This is a genomic window from Facklamia lactis, from assembly GCF_015863205.1.
Classification (GTDB): Bacteria; Bacillota; Bacilli; order Lactobacillales; family Aerococcaceae; genus Facklamia; species Facklamia lactis.
Map to the genome: position 1 here is coordinate 463,732 of NZ_JACBXQ010000002.1, position 20,469 is coordinate 484,200.

The 20,469-nt window shown below is 36.6% G+C and carries 16 protein-coding genes; 5 read left to right on the forward strand and 11 right to left on the reverse strand.

All coding sequences use genetic code 11. The annotated features are described in order from the left end of the window. Positions 1 to 11 precede the first annotated feature (11 nt). The 4 genes from HZY91_RS05215 to HZY91_RS05230 all read right to left on the reverse strand — a co-directional run bounded on the left by HZY91_RS05215 (position 12) and on the right by HZY91_RS05230 (position 4,817). Positions 12 to 1,073 (reverse strand): hypothetical protein, encoded by a 1,062-nt coding sequence (locus HZY91_RS05215; RefSeq protein WP_197115200.1) that lies wholly within the window; start codon positions 1,071 to 1,073, stop codon positions 12 to 14. Continuing rightward, on the reverse strand, positions 1,063 to 1,686 hold the full coding sequence (locus HZY91_RS05220) for a 5-bromo-4-chloroindolyl phosphate hydrolysis family protein (RefSeq protein WP_197115201.1): 624 nt from the start codon (positions 1,684 to 1,686) through the stop codon (positions 1,063 to 1,065). The genes HZY91_RS05215 and HZY91_RS05220 overlap by 11 nt, the downstream gene beginning before the upstream one ends. Next, a complete protein-coding gene (locus HZY91_RS05225) occupies positions 1,687 to 3,336 on the reverse strand; it encodes a substrate-binding and vWA domain-containing protein (protein WP_197115202.1) in 1,650 nt (549 codons plus the stop codon). A 128-nt stretch (positions 3,337 to 3,464) separates the two neighbouring features. Continuing rightward, positions 3,465 to 4,817: an HdeD family acid-resistance protein gene (locus tag HZY91_RS05230; protein WP_197115203.1), complete on the reverse strand. Its 1,353-nt coding sequence runs from the start codon at positions 4,815 to 4,817 to the stop codon at positions 3,465 to 3,467. Between the two features lie 162 nt (positions 4,818 to 4,979). On the opposite strand from HZY91_RS05230, the gene gdhA reads away from it, so the two are divergent. Continuing rightward, positions 4,980 to 6,326, forward strand: a complete 1,347-nt coding sequence (gene gdhA / locus HZY91_RS05235) for an NADP-specific glutamate dehydrogenase (RefSeq protein WP_197115204.1) — start codon at positions 4,980 to 4,982, stop codon at positions 6,324 to 6,326. A gap of 44 nt (positions 6,327 to 6,370) precedes the next feature. On the opposite strand, the gene HZY91_RS05240 is transcribed toward gdhA, so the two are convergent. The 4 genes from HZY91_RS05240 to HZY91_RS05255 form a co-directional block, all read right to left on the reverse strand. Beyond that, on the reverse strand, positions 6,371 to 7,708 hold the full coding sequence (locus HZY91_RS05240; RefSeq protein WP_235991595.1) for an MATE family efflux transporter: 1,338 nt from the start codon (positions 7,706 to 7,708) through the stop codon (positions 6,371 to 6,373). A 128-nt stretch (positions 7,709 to 7,836) separates the two neighbouring features. Beyond that, positions 7,837 to 9,006, reverse strand: coding sequence for an NAD(P)-dependent malic enzyme (locus HZY91_RS05245; RefSeq protein ID WP_197115205.1), 1,170 nt, complete (start codon positions 9,004 to 9,006; stop codon positions 7,837 to 7,839). Positions 9,007 to 9,023: 17 nt separating this feature from the next. Next, positions 9,024 to 10,388, reverse strand: a complete 1,365-nt coding sequence (gene fumC, locus HZY91_RS05250) for a class II fumarate hydratase (protein WP_197115206.1) — start codon at positions 10,386 to 10,388, stop codon at positions 9,024 to 9,026. An 88-nt stretch (positions 10,389 to 10,476) separates the two neighbouring features. Further along, positions 10,477 to 11,418 carry a LysR family transcriptional regulator gene (locus HZY91_RS05255; protein WP_197115207.1) on the reverse strand — a complete coding sequence of 314 codons (942 nt, stop codon included), beginning with the start codon at positions 11,416 to 11,418 and terminating at the stop codon, positions 10,477 to 10,479. 127 nt (positions 11,419 to 11,545) lie between these two features. Between HZY91_RS05255 and HZY91_RS05260 the strand changes: the two genes are divergently transcribed. The 3 genes from HZY91_RS05260 (at position 11,546) to HZY91_RS05270 (ending at position 15,142) form a co-directional block, all read left to right on the forward strand. Beyond that, positions 11,546 to 12,955: an aspartate ammonia-lyase gene (locus HZY91_RS05260; RefSeq protein WP_218957750.1), complete on the forward strand. Its 1,410-nt coding sequence runs from the start codon at positions 11,546 to 11,548 to the stop codon at positions 12,953 to 12,955. A 252-nt stretch (positions 12,956 to 13,207) separates the two neighbouring features. Beyond that, entirely contained in the window at positions 13,208 to 14,056 is an 849-nt protein-coding gene (locus HZY91_RS05265) for a YsnF/AvaK domain-containing protein (protein ID WP_197115208.1), read from the forward strand. A gap of 123 nt (positions 14,057 to 14,179) precedes the next feature. Beyond that, complete coding sequence (locus HZY91_RS05270) at positions 14,180 to 15,142, forward strand: asparaginase (protein ID WP_197115209.1); 963 nt, start codon at positions 14,180 to 14,182, stop codon at positions 15,140 to 15,142. A gap of 47 nt (positions 15,143 to 15,189) precedes the next feature. On the opposite strand, the gene HZY91_RS05275 is transcribed toward HZY91_RS05270, so the two are convergent. The 3 genes from HZY91_RS05275 to HZY91_RS05285 all read right to left on the reverse strand — a co-directional run bounded on the left by HZY91_RS05275 (position 15,190) and on the right by HZY91_RS05285 (position 18,823). Then, on the reverse strand, positions 15,190 to 17,223 hold the full coding sequence (locus tag HZY91_RS05275; RefSeq protein ID WP_197115210.1) for a DUF2079 domain-containing protein: 2,034 nt from the start codon (positions 17,221 to 17,223) through the stop codon (positions 15,190 to 15,192). Positions 17,224 to 17,409: 186 nt separating this feature from the next. Then, positions 17,410 to 18,174 (reverse strand): ABC transporter permease, encoded by a 765-nt coding sequence (locus HZY91_RS05280; RefSeq protein WP_197115211.1) that lies wholly within the window; start codon positions 18,172 to 18,174, stop codon positions 17,410 to 17,412. Then, on the reverse strand, positions 18,164 to 18,823 hold the full coding sequence (locus HZY91_RS05285; protein WP_197115212.1) for an ABC transporter ATP-binding protein: 660 nt from the start codon (positions 18,821 to 18,823) through the stop codon (positions 18,164 to 18,166). Before HZY91_RS05285 ends, HZY91_RS05280 begins: the two co-directional genes overlap by 11 nt. 164 nt (positions 18,824 to 18,987) lie before the next feature. Here HZY91_RS05285 and HZY91_RS05290 point away from each other — a divergent pair, with 164 nt between their 5' ends. Next, positions 18,988 to 20,286, forward strand: coding sequence for an MFS transporter (locus HZY91_RS05290; RefSeq protein ID WP_197115213.1), 1,299 nt, complete (start codon positions 18,988 to 18,990; stop codon positions 20,284 to 20,286). The last annotated feature ends 183 nt before the right edge of the window (positions 20,287 to 20,469 follow it).

The window sequence follows — 20,469 nt, forward strand, 5'->3', positions numbered from 1 at the left end:
TCTTTTGATAATTAAGGAGAAACTCCTTCAACCAAATAACTCATCACTTCATAAGGTGGCATTTGCATAATCTGAGTCACTTCACCTGCTAAACCTGGCACCTTAAACTGGTCTTGATTAGCAGATCCTGATACAATTGTGCGATAGCCATGTTCTGTCCAAGCTAAATCTTGAACTTTCTCATCCATTAAAGCATCAATGGCTACTTCTGTTTGATCATTTAAGGCAATAAAAACATGGCTAGACCACACAGTAGGTTCGGGATAGAGGATAAACAAATTATCTTTAACTCGTTCATAGGTGTCTGGTTCTTGAACTGAAAACTCTAACAACTGGCTTTCATAACCTGCCACTAACGGATAAGACCCTACTCCAAGCGTCAAAAATTGATTAAATAAATCTGCTGATGATGTGTTCATATAGCCAATTGATTGATAAATTCTTCTTAAGTCTGGCAGAATTTTTTCTGCCTCTTGCTTGGTCACCATTTTATTTCCATTCATCGCATTAGCTAAAAGTCCTAAAAACATATTTCCTGAATTAGAGGCTGCAGGATCCGTTGTATCCACTAGAATTTCTCCATAATGCCCTTGCAAGCCAATCTCTGCCCAGGTTTTATTCTCTAATATTAATTCTGATAAAGCTTGCATATCCACATAGTGTACCCCGTCTCGTTCGGTCACAAGTCCTGCTTTCATTAGAGCCTCTACTACTGGTTTATAGGAATAAAGGACAATGGGGGTATTAAAAACTATTTCATCTTGACTAGCTTTTTGACCCTCCTCTTTAAATAATTCTAAGGCTAATTGACTTGAGGGGAAAAGGTAATCTTGACTCGAAAGATCTCCTTTAACCATTTCAAAAGATCCTGCTTTCCGATAATCCATCGTTAAATTATATTCATCTTTAAGGTATTCTTGGAACTTCGGATTCTCAAATAAGCCTATTTTTTCCCCACCTAATAAGCCTGTAATATCAACCGGAGCAGGTTTATTCCCTTTAAATAAACTATAAGCAAAGATTCCAGCAATAACTAATAATAAAGCAACGAATCCCCAAAACTTATTTTTCATCGATATATCCTCCCCCCAACTTCAGTGTCTTTTCTAATAATTCTGTTTCTACTTCCAAATCTCGCATACGATCCAAATGGTAACCGTCTCTTTGATTAGCATAAATTTCATTCAAAATATCCAGAGACTCTTCAGTTCGAGCTGTAATTAACGTAAATTTATCTTGAGAAATCTTAGCTTCTTCCATTTCTACATAATTATGAATAATTTTATGCCCGGTCTTGATATAATAATCAAGAAAATGGCGGGACCCCGATATTTCACGAGGGTTCTCTTCTAAATAAGCTAGAATACTCTGACTTGTTTCAGCCAATTCAGCCACTTGATCTTTAACCGCCTTATTTTCTATCAGAGCCACAGAGTCTTTCATTCCCTGAACCTTCTTAACACTTTGATCAAATAACAGCTTAAGTTCTTCACCATTCTCCAGTTGGGCTAATTCTAAATCACCAATTCGTATCACGGGAGTAGCAAGAAGATATACTCCAATAAAAGTTCCAATTGAAATGAGACCCGCAACTAGGATAGGCCACTTTAAAACTAGAAAAGTGAGAATAAAAGCCACCACACCCGCTAAAAATGCATATAAATTTTGCTTAACTGAAGCTGTCATCTAGTTATATCCTTTCACTTGTCTAAAGGCATTGACCAAATCACTGCGACCATCAAAAACTCTTGCATTGGTTAAACTCGCAATCTCTTCCATCTCTTCTTCTCTGGCATCTCCAAACAAAATTGAAAATACTGGAACATCGTGACTAAAATCTTGATAAAAATTATCCAAGTCTTCAAAAGTCAATTCACCATTAGGCTGTCCATCTGTTAATACAACAATAGCGGGAGTATACTGATCTAATTCCGTTCCGTATTCTTCTTCAATTAAATCGTAAGCAGCTTGAATTCCCTCATACATAGCGGTACCTCCTCCAACGTCGAGTTCTTGTACGTCAGAATTCAGCTCAATCATCTCTTGATCGTTCCCTTTTGCCTCCAGTGAAGGCTCTACTTCATCCGCAAAAGGAATCAAAATCGTCTGATCTTTAGAAGTCCCTAATAAAAGATTTTTCTCTGCCTTCTCAGGCAGTAATACTTCTTCAAGAGCTTCCAACATTTGACGATGTCCCTCTCCGCGCATAGAGCCTGAGTAATCTAGGACGTACACCGTTAAAGCTGGCTTTTTAAATTGTGTTTGATATAGCCCTAATGCTTCTTTAATCACATCAGAACTTGGCCATCTAATAGGTGAAATAACTTGATCAACGTTAATCCCCCATTCCGGCTTAAAACTCTCTTTATTATCATTCGTTACGGTCCCATATCGTGACCTTTTGCCGGTGGCTTCTATTTCTTTCTGGGCTGCATCACTCAGAAGGTATTCTTGAAACGCAAGGAAAGTCTCCTCTTTTTTCTGATCATCATGATCGACATAAGCTAATGGAGAATCCGAAATGGCTAAACCATCTACCGGATAAACAGTGTAAAGCGTCTCTCGCCCCTGGGCTTCTAACTCCTTATTGGTTTGAATAATCAATGTTTCATAATTTACCATCGCATCATAATCACTCGTTAAGAAGAGATCGACCAGCCAATTTGAAGAACCTGACGATCGATTGACCCCAGCTAATAATTGTTGAATTTGCTCTCCCGTTTCCGGTTTTTGCAATTCTTCCATTGTTAAGCCACCTTCACTTCCTGCTATCGCAGTTAAAAAACCAAGGTAAGCTGAGGCGCCTGAATTGGACTGCGTCGCAGAAGTCATCGCAAATTCTAATTGATCCTTCTTAATCGCTTCGATAATATCTTCTGTATGCACTTCTTCTCCAACAAAACCAAGTTCTTCTGCCAAAGATTGTTTAATTCCAAAAACCACGGGTGATATTGAAGTTGTTTGACTGTGCTTCAGTAGTCGATGGTCATCTCCTAGCGTTAGCCAAATCGAGGAAGCTGGCCATACAGCATCATATTCCATTTCACCAGATTGAAGCTGACGCATAATATCGAGTGAGCCTAAGTAGTCAATCGTAATATTAACCTTGTTATCCTGTGCATATTTTTCAATAATCGGTTCTAATTCTTTATTCTCAGATCCTGCTACAATTCTTAACACATCACCTGAAAAATCTGTGACCGCAAAATCACTTTCTTTTACCTTCTCCTCATCTTCCCTATCACAAGCTGATAAAGCAAAAAAGGCAATTCCAACCATCAGTATCATTTTTAAACACAGTGACCCAAAACGGCGAAACGAAAACTCACTTTCCATGCATCATCTCTCCCTCATTATTCACTTGTTATTACGACTTAATTATACCATTTTTTAAATAGGGAACGCCTTAAAAAAATATATATATTTAAAATTCAGCCTTTAGTCTAAGAGGTCAAACGATTCACTTAATCATTTTTTTCCATCGGATACAGGCGCTTAGCCATATAATCTCTTAATTCAAGATTAAATACACGACGCTTTTTAATAATAGAAGGTTCTTTTGAAAACTCCCTTTCAAAATAATCATAATAAGTCCCTGGTGTTTGTACCCCAACAAGAGGAAATCTATCTGTCCCAGTTGACCTCAGTATTTCATCAGAAAACAGCACACAGTTCGTCCAAAAAACGAAATAAGTGCGATACTGCCCTTCTTTAAATTTATAAAATTTAGCATGGGTATTCCTCATTAAATTACCAGCATAAGCATTCAATAATCTTTTGGACTGAGGAACCCAAGCGGTTAATTGCCTCCTTATCTCTGTCAATTTCCGTTCAAGAGACTGACGTTGGTAATCATTTAATTCAATTTCATATTCCACAATGGTTGTCCCATGCTGAACCGAAAAATCTAAATATTCTTGATGATCTAATAGTACCAGGACTCCATCACCTACTGCATCAAACAAACGCCTTGAATCAACATCATGGTTACCATAAGAATAAACCGTTCCATCGTAAGTGACATTCATATGTCCAATAATATCGATTTCTTTCTCTCCCACATGAATTTGAACCAATAGAGATTTTCCTTCTGTTTCATCTGCATCATCACATTTATTTCCTTGAAGCAATGGATCTTCAATCATTTGCTCATCAAATTTATCTGTTTCACCTGCAATTAAGCGATTAATTCTTTGAATGAGACTTTGAGGAAGAAAAGCAGAGAAAATCGCTGGCAATGGAATTCGAATCGTTCTTCTCAATTCATTTTCTCTATCTGGATCAATTATTACCGCGCGTCCATCATGAATATATGTCATTCCTACTAAAATCGTATAAATTCCAATTCGAATGATGGCATTCTCTCCCTGGTCATTTGCGATCAAACTTCCTAGCCCCATCACCAAATGAACCATCGCAAAAATAAACCGATGGTATCGCTCTGGAGCTTGATCACTCCGCATTAAATAAAAAGAAATAAAATTAATTAAAGCCATTAACAATTGATAGAAACCAACGATTCTCACTAACCAAAGAGCACTATTATCACGAAGAATAAAGACAAGTGCTGCAATCCAGAATAATGCCACTGCAACAAAAAATTGAAAAGTACGGTCTCGTGATGAAGAACTATATTTCTGACCTTTTAATATTTCCCAAACTCTCACACAAGCTGAAAAAGCAATGTACACAGAAAACAATTCCATCATCAATTCTATCATGGCAAACTTCAGAACTATCAGAGCGATCCCAACTATCATAAAGACCAGACCCAAGAAGATATATAACCAATGTCGCTTCGCTTCACTTGTCTGCACTTCCTTTAACTCCTTATTCCTATATTTACTATCCTTAGTGTACCATAGGCTCATTTTGTTAAACGCTTCCAATGAAACGAATTAATAAAAAGATTTTGATCATATCTCAACTATGCTATAATTGTCCCAAACTTTAGCTAATGAGAAAAGGTGGACTCCCCTATGATAAAAAACAACTATATGAACCGTGTTTATCAAGAACTTCAGACAAAATTTGGTCATCAAACAGAGTATCTCCAAGCTATTCAAGAATTTTTCTCGGCGATTGAACCGATTGTCGATTCTCATCCCGAATACGAAAGTAAGGCAATCTTAGAAAGACTCGTCACACCAGAAAGGATTATCTCTTTCCGCGTTCCTTGGCTAGATGATAATGGTCAAGTTCATATCAATCATGGCTTTCGTGTCCAACACTCTTCCTTATTAGGTCCTTATAAAGGAGGTTTACGATTTGATCCTTCTGTAAATGAAAGTGTCTTAAAATTTCTCGCTTTTGAACAAACTTTCAAAAACTCACTCACGAATCTTCCTATTGGTGGAGGAAAGGGTGGAGCAGATTTTAATCCACGGGGAAAATCTGACAATGAAATCATGCGCTTTTGTCAATCTTTTATGACTGAATTAAGTAAATATATTAGCGAGAAACAAGATGTTCCCGCTGGAGACATTGGGGTTGGTCATCGTGAAATTGGCTATATGTTAGGACAGTACAAACGACTAAAGGGCGTTGAACTGGGACCGTTAACGGGAAAACCAGTTTCCGCCAATGGATCACTTGCCAGAACGGAAGCAACGGGATACGGGGTGGTCTATTTCGCTAATGAAGTTTTAAAAGAAGATCAGGAGACCCTAAAAGGGAAAAAAATAATCATATCAGGAGCCGGAAATGTCGCTTTCTATGCAGCTCAAAAAGCTCAACAATTAGGCGGCCAAGTTATTGCAATGTCTAACATTACAGGCTCTATCTATGATTCTGAAGGAATTGATCTTAAAATAATTGCTGAAATTAATGCAACAAATGAACAGAATTTTGCCAATTATGTGATTAAATACCCTCACGCTATATTCTCAAAAGAATCCGTTTGGAGTCGTTCCATCAAAGCGGACATTGCCCTTCCTTGTGCCACTCAAAATGAAATCAATGGTGAACAAGCACAAAATATTATTCAAAACGGCATTCGCTATCTGATTGAAGGCGCCAACATGCCTTCAAATACCGACGCAACGGCTATCTACAATCAAACCAATGACTTTACTTGGGCACCAGGTAAAGCAGCTAACGCCGGTGGAGTGGCTGTCTCTGCCTTAGAAATGACCCAAAACGCCATGCGACTAAAATGGTCTTTTGAAGAAGTAGACCAAGAATTAGAGAAAATAATGAATAAGATCTTCCTCCAATGCAAAGCCGCTTGTCAAACCTATCACCTAGGAAATAACTATGCTGCTGGGGCTGATATTTACGCCTTTAAAAATATTGTAGAATTAATGAATATACACGGCATCATCTAAAAAAAGAACCCGGACCAGGAAAAATTCATGGTTCGGGTTCTTTCTTATAATTTTGACAGTTCATGCCAATCATTGCGCCAATAAATAATAAAGCCCCATACGACAATTAACAAATTAGAGATCAACATCGAAATCCAAATTCCCGTTGACCCTAAATTTGAGAAATATCTTAAAGCTAAGACAATAGGTACTCTAATTAACCACAAACGACCAATCGTCATAAACATCGAATATTTAGTTTGGCCGCATCCTTGGAAATAACCATTAAGCGCCGCATATAGGCCCATAAAAAAAATAATAAAAGCTGTATAAGTCAGATATTCATTCGCTTGTTGCCAGAGATCTAAGTCAGACCCTTCTTTAATAAATAGGCTTAAGATGGGTTGCTTAAAGAAAATCATTACTAAAGAGGCCATAATAGACATTACCAAGATCAACTGAATCGATCGTTTAAAAATCATGGCCGCTCGGTCATAATTTTTCGCTCCCATATTCTGACCAATTAAAGCTGTTAAGGCCATACCGATTCCCATTTGGGGCTGCATCACAATATCAGAAAGTCTATTCACCATCGAGAAAGCTGCTAAAGTATTCGTCCCATATGAAGTAATTAAAGAATTCATAACCGTAAAACCTAGCGAAGATCCTCCGTAACCTAGTGAAGATGGTAATGCTAGACGTAAAATGTCTTGACAGGTTTGCCAATCAAAACGAATTTCTCGAAGCCGTGTCCGAATGTCTGATTGCTGATTAACCATCCAGACTGCTAATAGATATAGAACTACTTTAGAAATCACAGTAGCCCAAGCTGCCCCTGCAATTCCCCACCCCAAGCCATTTAAATTCAGTAGCGGTAACTCTTTGTATATAAAGAAAGGATCGAGAATAATATTAACAAGCATGGAACAGGCGGAAATCATTGTCATCACCTTAGTTTTGCCCTGCGAATTTAGGATCGCTTGATAAGTAAAAAAAGCAAAATCAAAAACTAATCCAATAAAATTGATCTTTAAATAAAGATTAGCTTTTGCTAAAAATTGACCTTCTCCCCCCATCCAGGTCAGCAGAATAGGACTCGTCACAAATCCAAGCAAAGATAGAAATATTCCAATCAAGAATGTTAAAAGTAGGCTGTTATCTGCATATGTTTGCAACTTATCGCCTTGCTTAGAGCCCAAATAATGAGCCAACAAAGCAGTCGATGCTACACCGATTCCCATTCCGATCGAAATAAACAAAAAATTCAAAGGCCAAGTAAAAGAGGAAGCCGCAAAATCTTCAGGAGACAATTGAGCTAAATACAAACCATCCGCTACGGTATATAAACTCCTTACTAAATTATTAAGCATTAGAGGTGCCGATATCGTTAATATTACAGGCATGATCGGTCCTCTTATCATAAAATCCTTCTTATTATCAACAACTGCCAATATTTCCACTCATTTCTAATATAGAATCATCACTAAAATTGTGAGGTCAATTAGCATTGCTAATTGACCTCCTATCTATTCTAAACTCTTGCTATTCCTTCTTCCACTGCACATGCCGATACAGCTTCTGCCACAGCATCCGCTACTCGATGATCGAGAGCAGACACTACAATATGGTCAGGCTTTAAATCTTCCTCGCTAATTAGAGAAGCAATCGCATAAGCCGCCTTCTCCTTCATTAAATCGGTTATTTCAATCGCTCTAACCGATAAAGCACCTTTAAAGATACCAGGAAATGCTAGCACATTGTTAATTTGATTAGGATAATCCGACCGGCCAGTTCCAACGATCTTAGCACCTGCTTCAATCGCGTCTTCTGGCATTATTTCTGGAACAGGATTAGCCATGGCGAAAACAATCCCCTCATTCATTGAAGCAACCATTTCCTTACTCACACAATTAGGAGCCGAAACTCCTAATAAGACATCCGCACCTTTTAAAGCATCTGCTAGGCTACCCGTTAATTTATTTGGATTAGTCAGCTTAGCCATTTCATATTTAGTAGATTCAAGGCTTCGATCATTATCACACAAAATTCCTTGGCGATCCACCATAATAATTTCACCAAAATTCATTTGCATTAATAATTTAGCAATTGCCATTCCAGCCGCTCCAGCTCCATTAATGACAATTTTTAATTTCCCCATTTCTTTACCCGTTAGTTTTATTGCATTAATTAAAGCTGCTGCTGTCACAATTGCGGTCCCGTGTTGGTCATCATGGAAGATAGGAATATCACACTTTTCTTTTAATTTGGCCTCTATTTCAAAGCAAGCAGGTGCTCCGATATCCTCAAGATTAATCCCACCAAAACTTTTAGAAATTAGGGCGATAGTTTCTACGATCTCATCAATATCTTTACTATCTACACAAATCGGAAAGGCATCCACATCAGCAAAACGTTTAAACAGAGCACACTTACCTTCCATCACAGGCATGGCCGCTGCCGGTCCAATATCTCCCAAACCTAAAACAGCAGTTCCATTTGTTACTACTGCGACTAAATTAGATCGACGAGTTAGTTTAAAAGACTCTTCATAATTTGCTGCTATTGCGCGACAAGGCTCTGCCACGCCTGGCGAATAAGCCAAGGATAGATCCTCACTCGTTTCAATATTTGTTCTACTCACTACTTCAATTTTGCCATTCAATTCATAGTGCATTTGTAATGATTTTTCAAAAATATCCATTTCATTTCCCCTCTTCTTTATACCATTGTATACGGATCTACAAGCTGAGTAAATTCTTCTTCTGTTAAAAAACCTAAATCTAAGCAAGCTTCTTTGAGACTTGTATTTTCTTGATGAGCCTTTTTAGCGATCTGTGCTGCCTTTTCATAACCGATTTGAGGTGTCAATTTGGTTACTAACATTAAAGACTGGTCAACAAATTCGTGCATTCGCTCTTCATTGATTCTAATGCCAACTAAACACTTTTCATCGAAAGAACGAAGCGCATCACTTAATAGACGAACTGACTGGATGAAATTATTAACTATTAGAGGCATATAAACATTTAATTGGAAATTGCCTTGTGAATTCGCCATTCCGATTGCTGTATCATTTGCCATGACTTGAACGGCCACCATGGTAAGTGCTTCACATTGCGTTGGATTAACTTTACCAGGCATAATCGACGATCCCGGTTCATTCGCAGGCAAATTAATTTCCCCAATACCACAACGTGGACCACTTGCTAACCATCTGACATCATTAGCTATTTTCATCGCATCACTCGCTAAAGCCTTAAGTGCTCCATGAACCCAAACAATTTCATCCTTACTGGATAAAGAATGAAATTTATTAGATGAAGAAGCAAATGGATAAGTCGTTAAATCGGCTAGTTCTTTTGCAACTCTATCCGAGTATCCTTCCGGCGCATTGAGACCTGTTCCAACGGCAGTTCCTCCTAATGCTAAAGCATACATTGACTTTATACTCTCCGTAATCATCAGACGATCTTGAATTATACTGGCCAACCAACCACTCACTTCTTGTCCAAAAGTGATAGGAGTGGCATCCTGTAAATGAGTTCGACCCGTTTTAATTGCTTCGCTGTAACGATTCGAAAGCTCATCCAAAGTATCAATCAGTTGATCTAAGACCGGTAACAATTCATGGTACACTATCTGCACACCTGCAATATAGATAGCAGAAGGAAAGACATCATTAGAAGATTGTGACTTATTAACATGGTCATTTGGATGAACGAGGGTCTTATCCGCTATTTCATTCGCACGATTAGCCACAACTTCGTTGACATTCATATTACTTTGAGTTCCACTACCTGTTTGCCAAACTGACAAAGGAAAATGTTCATCATGTTGACCATCGATTATTTCATCACATACTTTTTGAATAAGTTCTGAACGTTCCTGATCGAGTACCCCCAATTCAGCATTTGTCTTGGCGGCTGCTTTTTTTATTAATGCGATCGCTCTTATTACTTCTAGCGGCATTAATTCCTGACCAATTTTAAAATTTTGATAGGATCTTTGAGTCACAGCCCCCCAATATCGATCAGCAGGCACTTGAATTTCTCCTAGGGAATCATGCTCTATTCTCACTTCCACTGTCTTCCTCCTCCACAGATTATAACTTTTAACTTATAAGTCTATTATACTGACTTTTATTTTGATTGGAACCCTTTTCACTATATTATCATTTTTCTTCTCGTATCATTTCCAAAAAAGCCTGACTGGCTTTACTTTGATAACGGTCTTTCTTCCAATATATATTAACCTCTCGAGTCACATGTTCTCCTTCTAAACGATAGAAAACTAACTCTTCATTGTATGGAACATTCACTAGTAGAGTGTCTCCAATGAAACAAATTGCCATTCCTGAAAGAGCAATATTATAAGCAGTTAGTTGCTGCTCAACGGTATAAGCAACATTCGGTTGGAAAGACTGCTGCTGACAAATATAACGTGCCCTTACACCTGTATCGTTTGTTTCATGTAGAAGAACAAAAGGCAAATCAGTAAAATCTTTTAACTTTACAGGTTCCACCTCAGTCACAGCTTCTTTTATTTTATCCTTTACATTGACCTGAACTTGAAAGGAGTCAAGGACTTCATTCACCTCGAAACTCTTCGGCACAGCCAACATTAACGATTCTGTTGTATAATTTTGACGATCAAAAATCACTTCATCCAAATAGGTATTATCTAACATTAAATCAATTTCACCTTCGTGTAAAAGAGAAATCAACTTATTGGTCGTCGCTTCTAATAATTCCAATTGAATTGCTGGATACTTTTCTGAATACTTAGCCATCAGTTTAGGCAAGATCATTGAAGCAAATAAACTAGTACCTCCTACAATTATTTTTCCATATTGTAAATTATCATATTGGAATAAAAAATGTTTAAAATCTAGTTCAATTCGCTCTATCTCTCGAACATTTCGAATATATTCCTCACCAAATTCAGTCACTCTTAATGGTATAGTCGATCGATCAAAGATATCATGCCCCAATCTCTTCTCTATCCGTTTGATATTAGCACTCAGAGAAGGCTGAGAAATATATAATTTAGCAGCAGCTTTAGAAAAGCTTTGCTCTTGGTACACTGCCATCACATATTCCATTCCTTGAAACAAAAAAATCGCTCCTTCTTATAGCTTTTGTATTATAACTATTATAAACAAAATTGTATTGGTAATAAAGCCCTTTCATTTCTATACTAAATTTATCAATCGACTCATCTTACAAAATGGAGGCATATATATGGAGATTATTAGCGATCACCGCATCGAGAGCGATTCAATCGGAAGCCATCAAGTCCCAATCGAAGCCTATTATGGTGTCCAATCACTCCGTGCTCAGGAAAATTTTAATATCACAGGGAACAAACTTCACCCTACCTTTATTCAAAGTTTAGCTTATATAAAAAAGGCTGCAGCTGTTACGAATGGAGCTATAAATCGTTTAGACCCCAAGAAGTCACAAGCTATTATTGAGGCATGTGATGAAATCATTGACGGAGAACTTCTTAATGAATTTATTGTTGACCCTATCCAGGGCGGAGCAGGCACCTCAATGAATATGAATGCTAATGAAGTCATCGCAAACCGTGCCAATACCCTATTACAAGGAGATAAAGGAGATTACAATCTCGTTCATCCTAATGACCACGTAAATTACGGTCAATCCACCAATGACGTCATCCCAACAGCCGGTAAAATCACTGCTTATCAATTATGTGTAGGACTCCAAAAAGAAATGGTTCGATTGCAAGAAACGCTTGAAAAAAAAGCAGAAGAATTTGACCATATTCTAAAAATGGGACGGACACAAATGCAAGATGCGATCCCCATCCGCTTAGGCCAAGAATTTAAAGCGTATGCCGTGGCAGTAGAACGTAATTGCCAACGATTAGACTATGTTATCCAAGAGATTTTGACCATTAACATGGGGGCAACAGCTATTGGAACAGGATTAAATGCCGATTCCCAATATGTTCAACAAATTGTTCCAGAATTAGCCTCCATCACTGGGATTCCTTTGGTTCAAGCTCAAGACCTTATAGACGGTACACAACATATCGATTCTTTCAGTATGATTTCTGGTGTTCTAAGAACATTCGCCTTAACTTTATCCAAAATGGCCAATGACTTACGCTTGATCTCCTCAGGTCCTAAAACTGGCTTCAACGAAATCAATTTACCAAAAAAACAAAATGGCTCTTCTATTATGCCTGGTAAAGTAAACCCTGTTATTCCTGAAGTTATTAATCAAATTGCTTTTAAAGTGGCGGGAAATGATACAACCATCGCAATGGCAGTTGAAGCAGGTCAATTAGAACTCAATGCTTTTGAGCCCGTTATTTTCTATGCTTTATTCGAATCCATATCAATATTAGAGAATGGTATTAAAACTTTTGTTGATAATTGTCTGATAGATATCACAGCCAATGAAGATCGTTGTAAAGAACTACTTGAGAGTAGTGTGGGGATTATAACTGCTTTAGTTCCTCATATTGGTTACCAGAAGGGAAGCGAAATTGCTAATGAAGCGCTCTTTACTGGTCAATCAGTTAGAGAAATCATTCTCAAAGAAGATCTACTGTCTGAAGAAGAGTTAGAACGTATTCTTTCTCCAGATCAAATGACAAGTCCAGGTATTTGTCAACGATAATTTGCTCTCCTATAATAAAAAAGATTCCGATCAAAAAATTTTGATCGGAATCTTTTTTTATCTTTCTATCATTTGAATGCTCCTACTAAAGATTTATAAAGCCCACTCTAATCATCTTAGTTGAAATTTATTGCTTTATGTAATAAAAATAACCTCAATATATATCAAAATTCATACGTTTCGCAATTTATTTTCGGAGGTTTTATAATGAACTTGTAACTAAAAAAACTAATGAAAGAAGGAATGATATTTATGGTACAACGTTACGTTTATGGAGTTTATCCAACATTCGCAGAAGCAGAAGCTCAAGCAGACGCAATTGTTAATGCAGGTGTTCCTAGTTCAGCAGTTTCACTAGTTTCAAATGATTCAAGCCACACTTCAAGATTCGATAGCATTCATGCAATTGAAGTTGAAGATAACCGTAATTGGTTCGAAAAATTATTTGGCCTAGGAGAAGATCCAGATTATCATGGTGATACAGTTGATTTTTCAGAATATGAAACATCATTACGTGATGGCCAAGTATTAGTTGTCGTAGATCGTGATTATGAAGGTCAATTATTAGATTTAAACGGTCGCAATGTTAATTATAACGATGTTGAAAGAAATGATTACACTGCCACTGGAGCAACTTATAATAATGAAAGAGAAGACTTAGATTTACGTGACCGCAACTTTGACGATACAGAAAATATTCGTTTACACGAAGAACGTATTAATATTGATAAGCAGCGTCGTGATGCTGGAGAAGTAGAGATCACTAAAGAAGTAATCAGTGAAACTCAAACCGTTGAAGTTCCAGTAGAACGCGAAGAAATCCATATCAAACATAAGACACCAACTGATGAAACAGCAGATGCAGATGCCTTTACTGAAGAAGAAATTGTAGTTCCAATTTCAGAAGAAGAAGTGACTGTCTCTAAAGATACAGTGGTAACAGATGAAGTGGAAGTATCTAAAACAGCTCACACTGATTATGAAACTGTTTCAGAAGAAACTCGTCGTGAAGAATTAGAAATTCATGATCAAGGTGACCTCACTAAAGAACGTTTAACTGATGAAGATCTCCTTGATGAAAATGATTTAGATCGCAGATAATTTTTAAATAAGACTACCCCTTAATAAACGGTTATGGAATCCTCCATAACCGTTTTATTTTTTGTTGTGAGCCAAGATTGAAAACGTTATACTAGAAGTGACATCTGGTAGGAGGAATGCTAAATGAAACGAATATTACTCATCAACACGGGTGGAACCATTGCAATGTCCGAAGATCAAACAACCGGGAAGGTTTCTCCCTCATCTGAAAATCCTATCCATCTTCAAGGATCTGTTTTTAGTAAATTTGCAGATCTAACGGTTATCGATCTTTTCCATTTGCCTTCACCTCACATGACTGAGCAAAAAATGCTCGAACTATCTCAATATATTTCAAAGCAAGCTAATTTATTTGATGGCATTGTCATTACCCATGGTACGGATACACTTGAAGAAACAGCTTATTTTCTAGAGCTCACCCTTCACCTCGATATCCCTATTGTCATTACAGGAGCGATGCGATCTAGCAATGAAATTGGATCTGATGGTCTTGCCAATCTTCGAAGTTCTATTTTTGTAGCAATAGAACCTCATTCTAGAAACAAAGGGGTGCTGGTCGTTATGAATGAGGAAATTCACACTGCGACTTACGTAACGAAAACTCACACGACCAATCTAGCTACCTTTCAAACTCCCACCTTCGGTCCGATCGGTTTAATTTCTAAAAATCAAGTCCATTATTTTCAGCATTTGATTCGCAATGAATCTTATACTTTAACTCAAATTAACAAAAAAGTCGCTTTACTGAAGACTTATGCTGGAATGGGAAGTGAACTTTTTGAAGCGATCACCCAAGCTGACTACAACGGATTAGTGATTGAAGGACTTGGAGCCGGTAATATACCACCTGCGACATTGCCCGCCATTAAACGCCTCCTTGATAAGAAGATTCCTATCGTAATGGTCTCTAGAGCCTTTAACGGGGTGACTGAAGATGTCTATGATTATCTCGGTGGAGGAAAACAGCTTCGTCAGGCAGGAATCATTTTTGCCCAGGGACTAAGTGGCGTAAAGGCTAGATTAAAATTAATGGTCTTATTAAACTCGGATCATAAAATTGATGTTGAAGAAGCTTTTAATCTATAAAAAAAGTGGGACGAGTGCTAAAGCCCCCGCCCCGCTCTTTATTTTCACTATCTTTTAAGCTCTAAAATATAAAGTTGATCTGTCGATCGATCACTTTCCCGATAACCTAATTGATAATAATCACTTACAACCTGTGCTTCTTTAGAAGAATAATGCTGTAACATAGATCTAGGTACGACTACTAGATCTATTTCAGGATCAACCCTACCCTCATTATGATAAAAGGCATCATATAGATAATAAATATCCGATAAGTGTGGGGTATAAAAAGAATAGGCTAAGACTTTAGCATCTCTAGGAATTTCTTTCAACTCTTTAGCAAGTTGCTGAAAATCTTCCTTCTCCTTCAAATAAAGTTGTATCGTATCTACTTTTCGTGGTAAAAATGTTACTAAAACAAGTGAAGAACATAATACCGCAGAACTTAATAATGGTCTCAACAGCTTTTTGTGAAGGATAAATTTATTCTTCGACACAAATGATCCATTCTCTTTTAATGAGACTAATGCCATAAATATTAATAAGACCGACGATCCATAATTATATTGCTTAGCAAAATCAACTTGATATAAGTAATCACTCAATAAATTAATTACAAGTAACGGTAACATCAATAAGTATGTCTCCCAATTTCTTTGTATCAAAGGCAAAAATCCTAAACACGCTAAGATAAGCACCAGATAAGATAGCTTTCTTTGAATAAAAATGCTACTTAATACAAAGGTCGGATTGGTAATTGCATTAACCACAACCTCTCTTAAACTGTCCTGACCGGGCAACATAAAATTAGTAAACCTTGTGGTCATAGCTCCATCACCATAGTTTTGTAACCAATATAGACAAAGTGAAAAATAAATAAGGGGTAATATTAACTGACTAATCAAATAGAATCGATAATGCTGTCGGAACACCCCATAACGGTCTTGAAGCGTAAAATATAAAAAGATACTGACTAGATAAATGATAGCATCTTCTTTGATCATTAAGGTTAAAATAGTAAAAATTAAGCCCTTCCACCTCCAACCTTTTAGATTCGAGTAAATCACCCACAAAATTAAAGGGGCTAAAAAACAATTCTCATGAAAATCATAAAAATGACTGGTTGTTAAGGTTGGAAGTACTATATATAAAAGCAAACATAATCTATTAATCAATCTCGAAAAATCAAACTCTTTTAGAATCAAGGCCAAGGGAAGAATGCCTGACATTGTAATAAGGACTTGCAATATTTCTAAATTCTCAGGACTTGGCCATAGTTTATAAAAAGGCAGAATCGTATATAAAATAGGTGAAACATGAACTGCAAAATGAGACAAGACTTTATCCCTTTCAAGCGTTGTCACAGGCCCAAGTCCCTTCGCCATATTCGCAAAGGCTTGAGTAAAAATACCCATATCAAAATTAGGAGCTGAGAAACTGCCAGCTCTGGCATACATTGCTATGCAAAGAAAAACCACATACAGAAGGCCAAAAAGAAATAATGCATGACTTAATATTTGTAACGATTTTTTCGTACCAATTTTGGTGATAAGCTTTGTTTTATCGCCAAGGAACACTATGATAAAGGCCAATATAAAACTTAAAACAATTATGATGCCATATTGAATATCCTGTTCCGCAATGTCTAGCTTAAACTTTTCATTTAAATAGAATTGCTGATTGAGCACCAGCCATATTATTTTAAGGAAAGCAACCAAAACTGTTAAAAGCGAACTATAAAATAACCTACTCTTATTCAAATAAAGATAACTAACCAAGCTGCATAAAAAAATTAAAAAACCTAAACAAATTAAAATAGATTTAGAAATTAAAATCACTAAGATAAAATAAGATAATAATAAACAATGAAAAATAAAAGATGGAGGGGCTCCGATCGATAAGATCTTATCTAGCAAAGCAAATAAACAAGCCCATGTCAAAACGGCTATGAATAAGAAACTTAACGAAAAAAAATTATTTAATTCTGTAAAATTCAAAACATATGGCTTTAACATTAATAAGCTAATCGCAACCATTAGATATCCATTTAAAACATACAAAATAACTTTACTTTTCAATATTGATTGTATTAAATTACTCAAAACATTCCCTCACTCATTCTATACGGTCTGTATTATCCTTTGTTAAACAAAGAGATTTATTAAAGTCACAGAATTATTATATGTAATTTGGTAAAAAAAATACAATATCTTCCATCAAAAACAAAACCACATAACATCGTCAATCGCTGACAACATCATGTGGCATTCGTTAACTAGTGTTTTTTATTAAATCATCAACTGACTTCTCTTATTATAAAACTCTTGATAAGCCATGTAACAAGCAATAAAAGAAGAAATAGCCGTCACTGAAATGAGCATAAACATTACAATAATTTGATAACGAATCGCTTGAACCGGATCAATTCCTGCAAAAATCAAACCAGACATCATACCTGGTAAGCTAACCAAGCCAACCGTTTTGGTTCGATCAACAGATGGCGCCATTCCAGTCTTAATACTCTCTCTTACAATTGACATTGAGGCTTGTTTTTTGTCAGCACCTAGTGCTAATTTCTCTAAAACTTGCTGTCTTTGATCAGTAAATTTTGAATTTAATGACCGATAGACTACCCCAATTGCAGTCATCGCATTACTTGCAATCATCCCTGTAATGGGCACAATTTGTGAAGGTGTCCATTCAATCACACCCGAAAACACTAATATCACCAAAGACAAGGCTGTCCCAATTCCAATAGATAATAATGATATTTTAAATGAATTATTAATCCCTTCACTTCGAGTATGGGCATTATAAGAAGCATTGAAAATAATAAAAAGAACCATAACAAGGGTTAGAATGGTATTGTCAACTCTAAGGACATAAGCTAAAACATAACCAATTAGGAACAATTGAATAACAGCTCTAACACCTGCTATCAAAATGTCATTCCCTAATCCCAGCTTTTCCTTATAATCAATCAGCAAAGCCACTATTAGCAAGATCGATGATAAGAATAAGGAAAGATTACTAATCTCTAAACTATTCGTCACTTTCTTCAACCACCTTCCCAGCTTCAATCTTAATTAAACGTGAGGCCTCTTCCATATCTTTTTGATTATGCGTAACTGCTAGCACTGTGATACCATTTTCGACTATTAACTTATCAATCAATTGATTAATCACATCTCGATTCGCTTGATCGAGCGAGCTGGTTACTTCATCTAAGAGAATAACTTTAGGCTGATACATTAAGTTTCTCACTAAAGCGATTCTCTGCTTTTCTCCCCCCGAAAGGTCATTAACGGACTTTTCTAAATAGGAACGAGAAAGCCCTACTTCTTCTAATAAGAACTCTGCTCTCGTCATGTCTAATTCTTCCCCTCGAATCTGAGCAGGGAACGACAAATTATCTTCTACTCTTTGATCAAATAGGGCCGCATTTTGAAAAAAATAAGAAACCTCTTTCCGATAATCATAAGGATTTATATTTTCAATATCGTTTCCTTGATAATATATTTTCCCTTGACTAGGTGAAATGACCGATCCAATCAATTTTAATAAAGTACTTTTCCCACTTCCAGATGGTCCTGAAAAAAGCACTTTTTCCCCTTCTTTTATTTGTAAGGAAATATCTTCTAGGATATGTTTTCCATCAGCAAAAAAGCTGACATTTTCTAATTTTAAAATGGCGTCTTTCACACCTTTCCCCCCCACTTTTTTTCTTTTACCCACTCTAATTATATTGATTTTAAATAAGCTTGCAAAGTTTCTGCTTATAAATAAACTTGACACTCCGTTAAAGAAGTTTATAATTTAAACCGACAGCTTGTCGGTATCCAAATAAATTGAAAGAAGGCTAGTAAATGAAGACTTTAAATAAGCAAAAACCGTTTTATTTGTTTCTAATTTTATGGATAGGTGCATTGATCAATACGATTGGAAGTGGTCTCACTACATTTGTTCTAACAGTCTCTATCTATCAAGAGACCCACTCAACTTTTCTAATGAGTCTAGTAGCCATTATCGGCTTGTTCCCCCGAATAATTTGTTCTCCTTTAGCAGGCGCATTAGTTGATCAGTACGATCGACGTCTTTTATTAATTTTGGGTGATGGTTTTTCAGGTCTTGGTGTCATTCTCATCTATTTCCAACTCAAAAGTCACTCCCCCGTAAGCCAGCATCTATTCTTAGTACTTTTAGGTTTAACGATCTCCGCTATTTTTTCCTCAATGACAGTCCCAGCTTTGAAAGCTTCTATTTCTGATATTTTGACTCAAGATCAATACGCACAAGCTGCAAGTATGTTACAAATTAATGATTCCGCGACCTATCTGATCTCGCCTATTCTCGCCAGTTTTTTATTAAGGTATATGCCTCTCACTCAAATTTTATTGATTGACTGTTTAACTATCATTGTGACTTTAATTTGTACTTATTTAGTAAAAGTCTCTATCCGTAGCCATCATACGATAGAAACACATAGCATCAATACTTGGTTCTATTTAAAAGAAGGGAATCGCTATCTAAAGAACCATCCTAATGTCCTACTTCTCATTGTCTACCTCAGTTTAATCACATTTTTTATTGGTTTTATTCAAGTTTTAATCACTCCCGTCTTGATTGATATGGCTGGCCCACAAGTATATGGAACCGTTCTTACTATTGCTGCAAGTGGAATGTTAGTTTTTGGAATATATATCAGTATACGTCCTATTCAAAAACATTATCTCAAGATCGTTTTTATTTCGCTCATTTTTGCTGGACCAATGATTATGTTGATAGGTATGATTAACCATATCGTGATTATCACTTGTTTTGCCTTCTTGTTGTTCGGATCGCTCGTTTTTACTAATGTGTCACTCGACTACCTAATTAGGGTCAATGTTTCCAATGAGTATTTAGGTCGAGTTTTAGGTTGGGCGTTCAATATTTCGCAATTTGCTTATTTATTATCATACATATCAGCAGGTTTATTAGCCGACCATTATTTTAACCCCTTATTAGTAAATAATGGCCCTTTAGCCTCTTCTATAGGAAAAATATTTGGAACGGGACCTAGCAGAGGAACGGCATTATTAATCAGTTTAGCTGGCATTCTTTTAATCTTAGCTACTATTATAGGCACTCAGAATAAAAGACTCACTACCTTGAAAGAACAATAATTCTAACATTGGTAGAGCTCAGCTAGAAATCAACAGTGAGGTTAACTAATTTCTCCCAGTTGATAGCGTTTATTTCTTTTTTATAAACACATCCCGTTTTATTGATCACTCAAGCATCAAGACAATTCATAATATGCGGCATCACTCTACTATACCCACGAGTAAAGTCTAGGTTGAACGAAC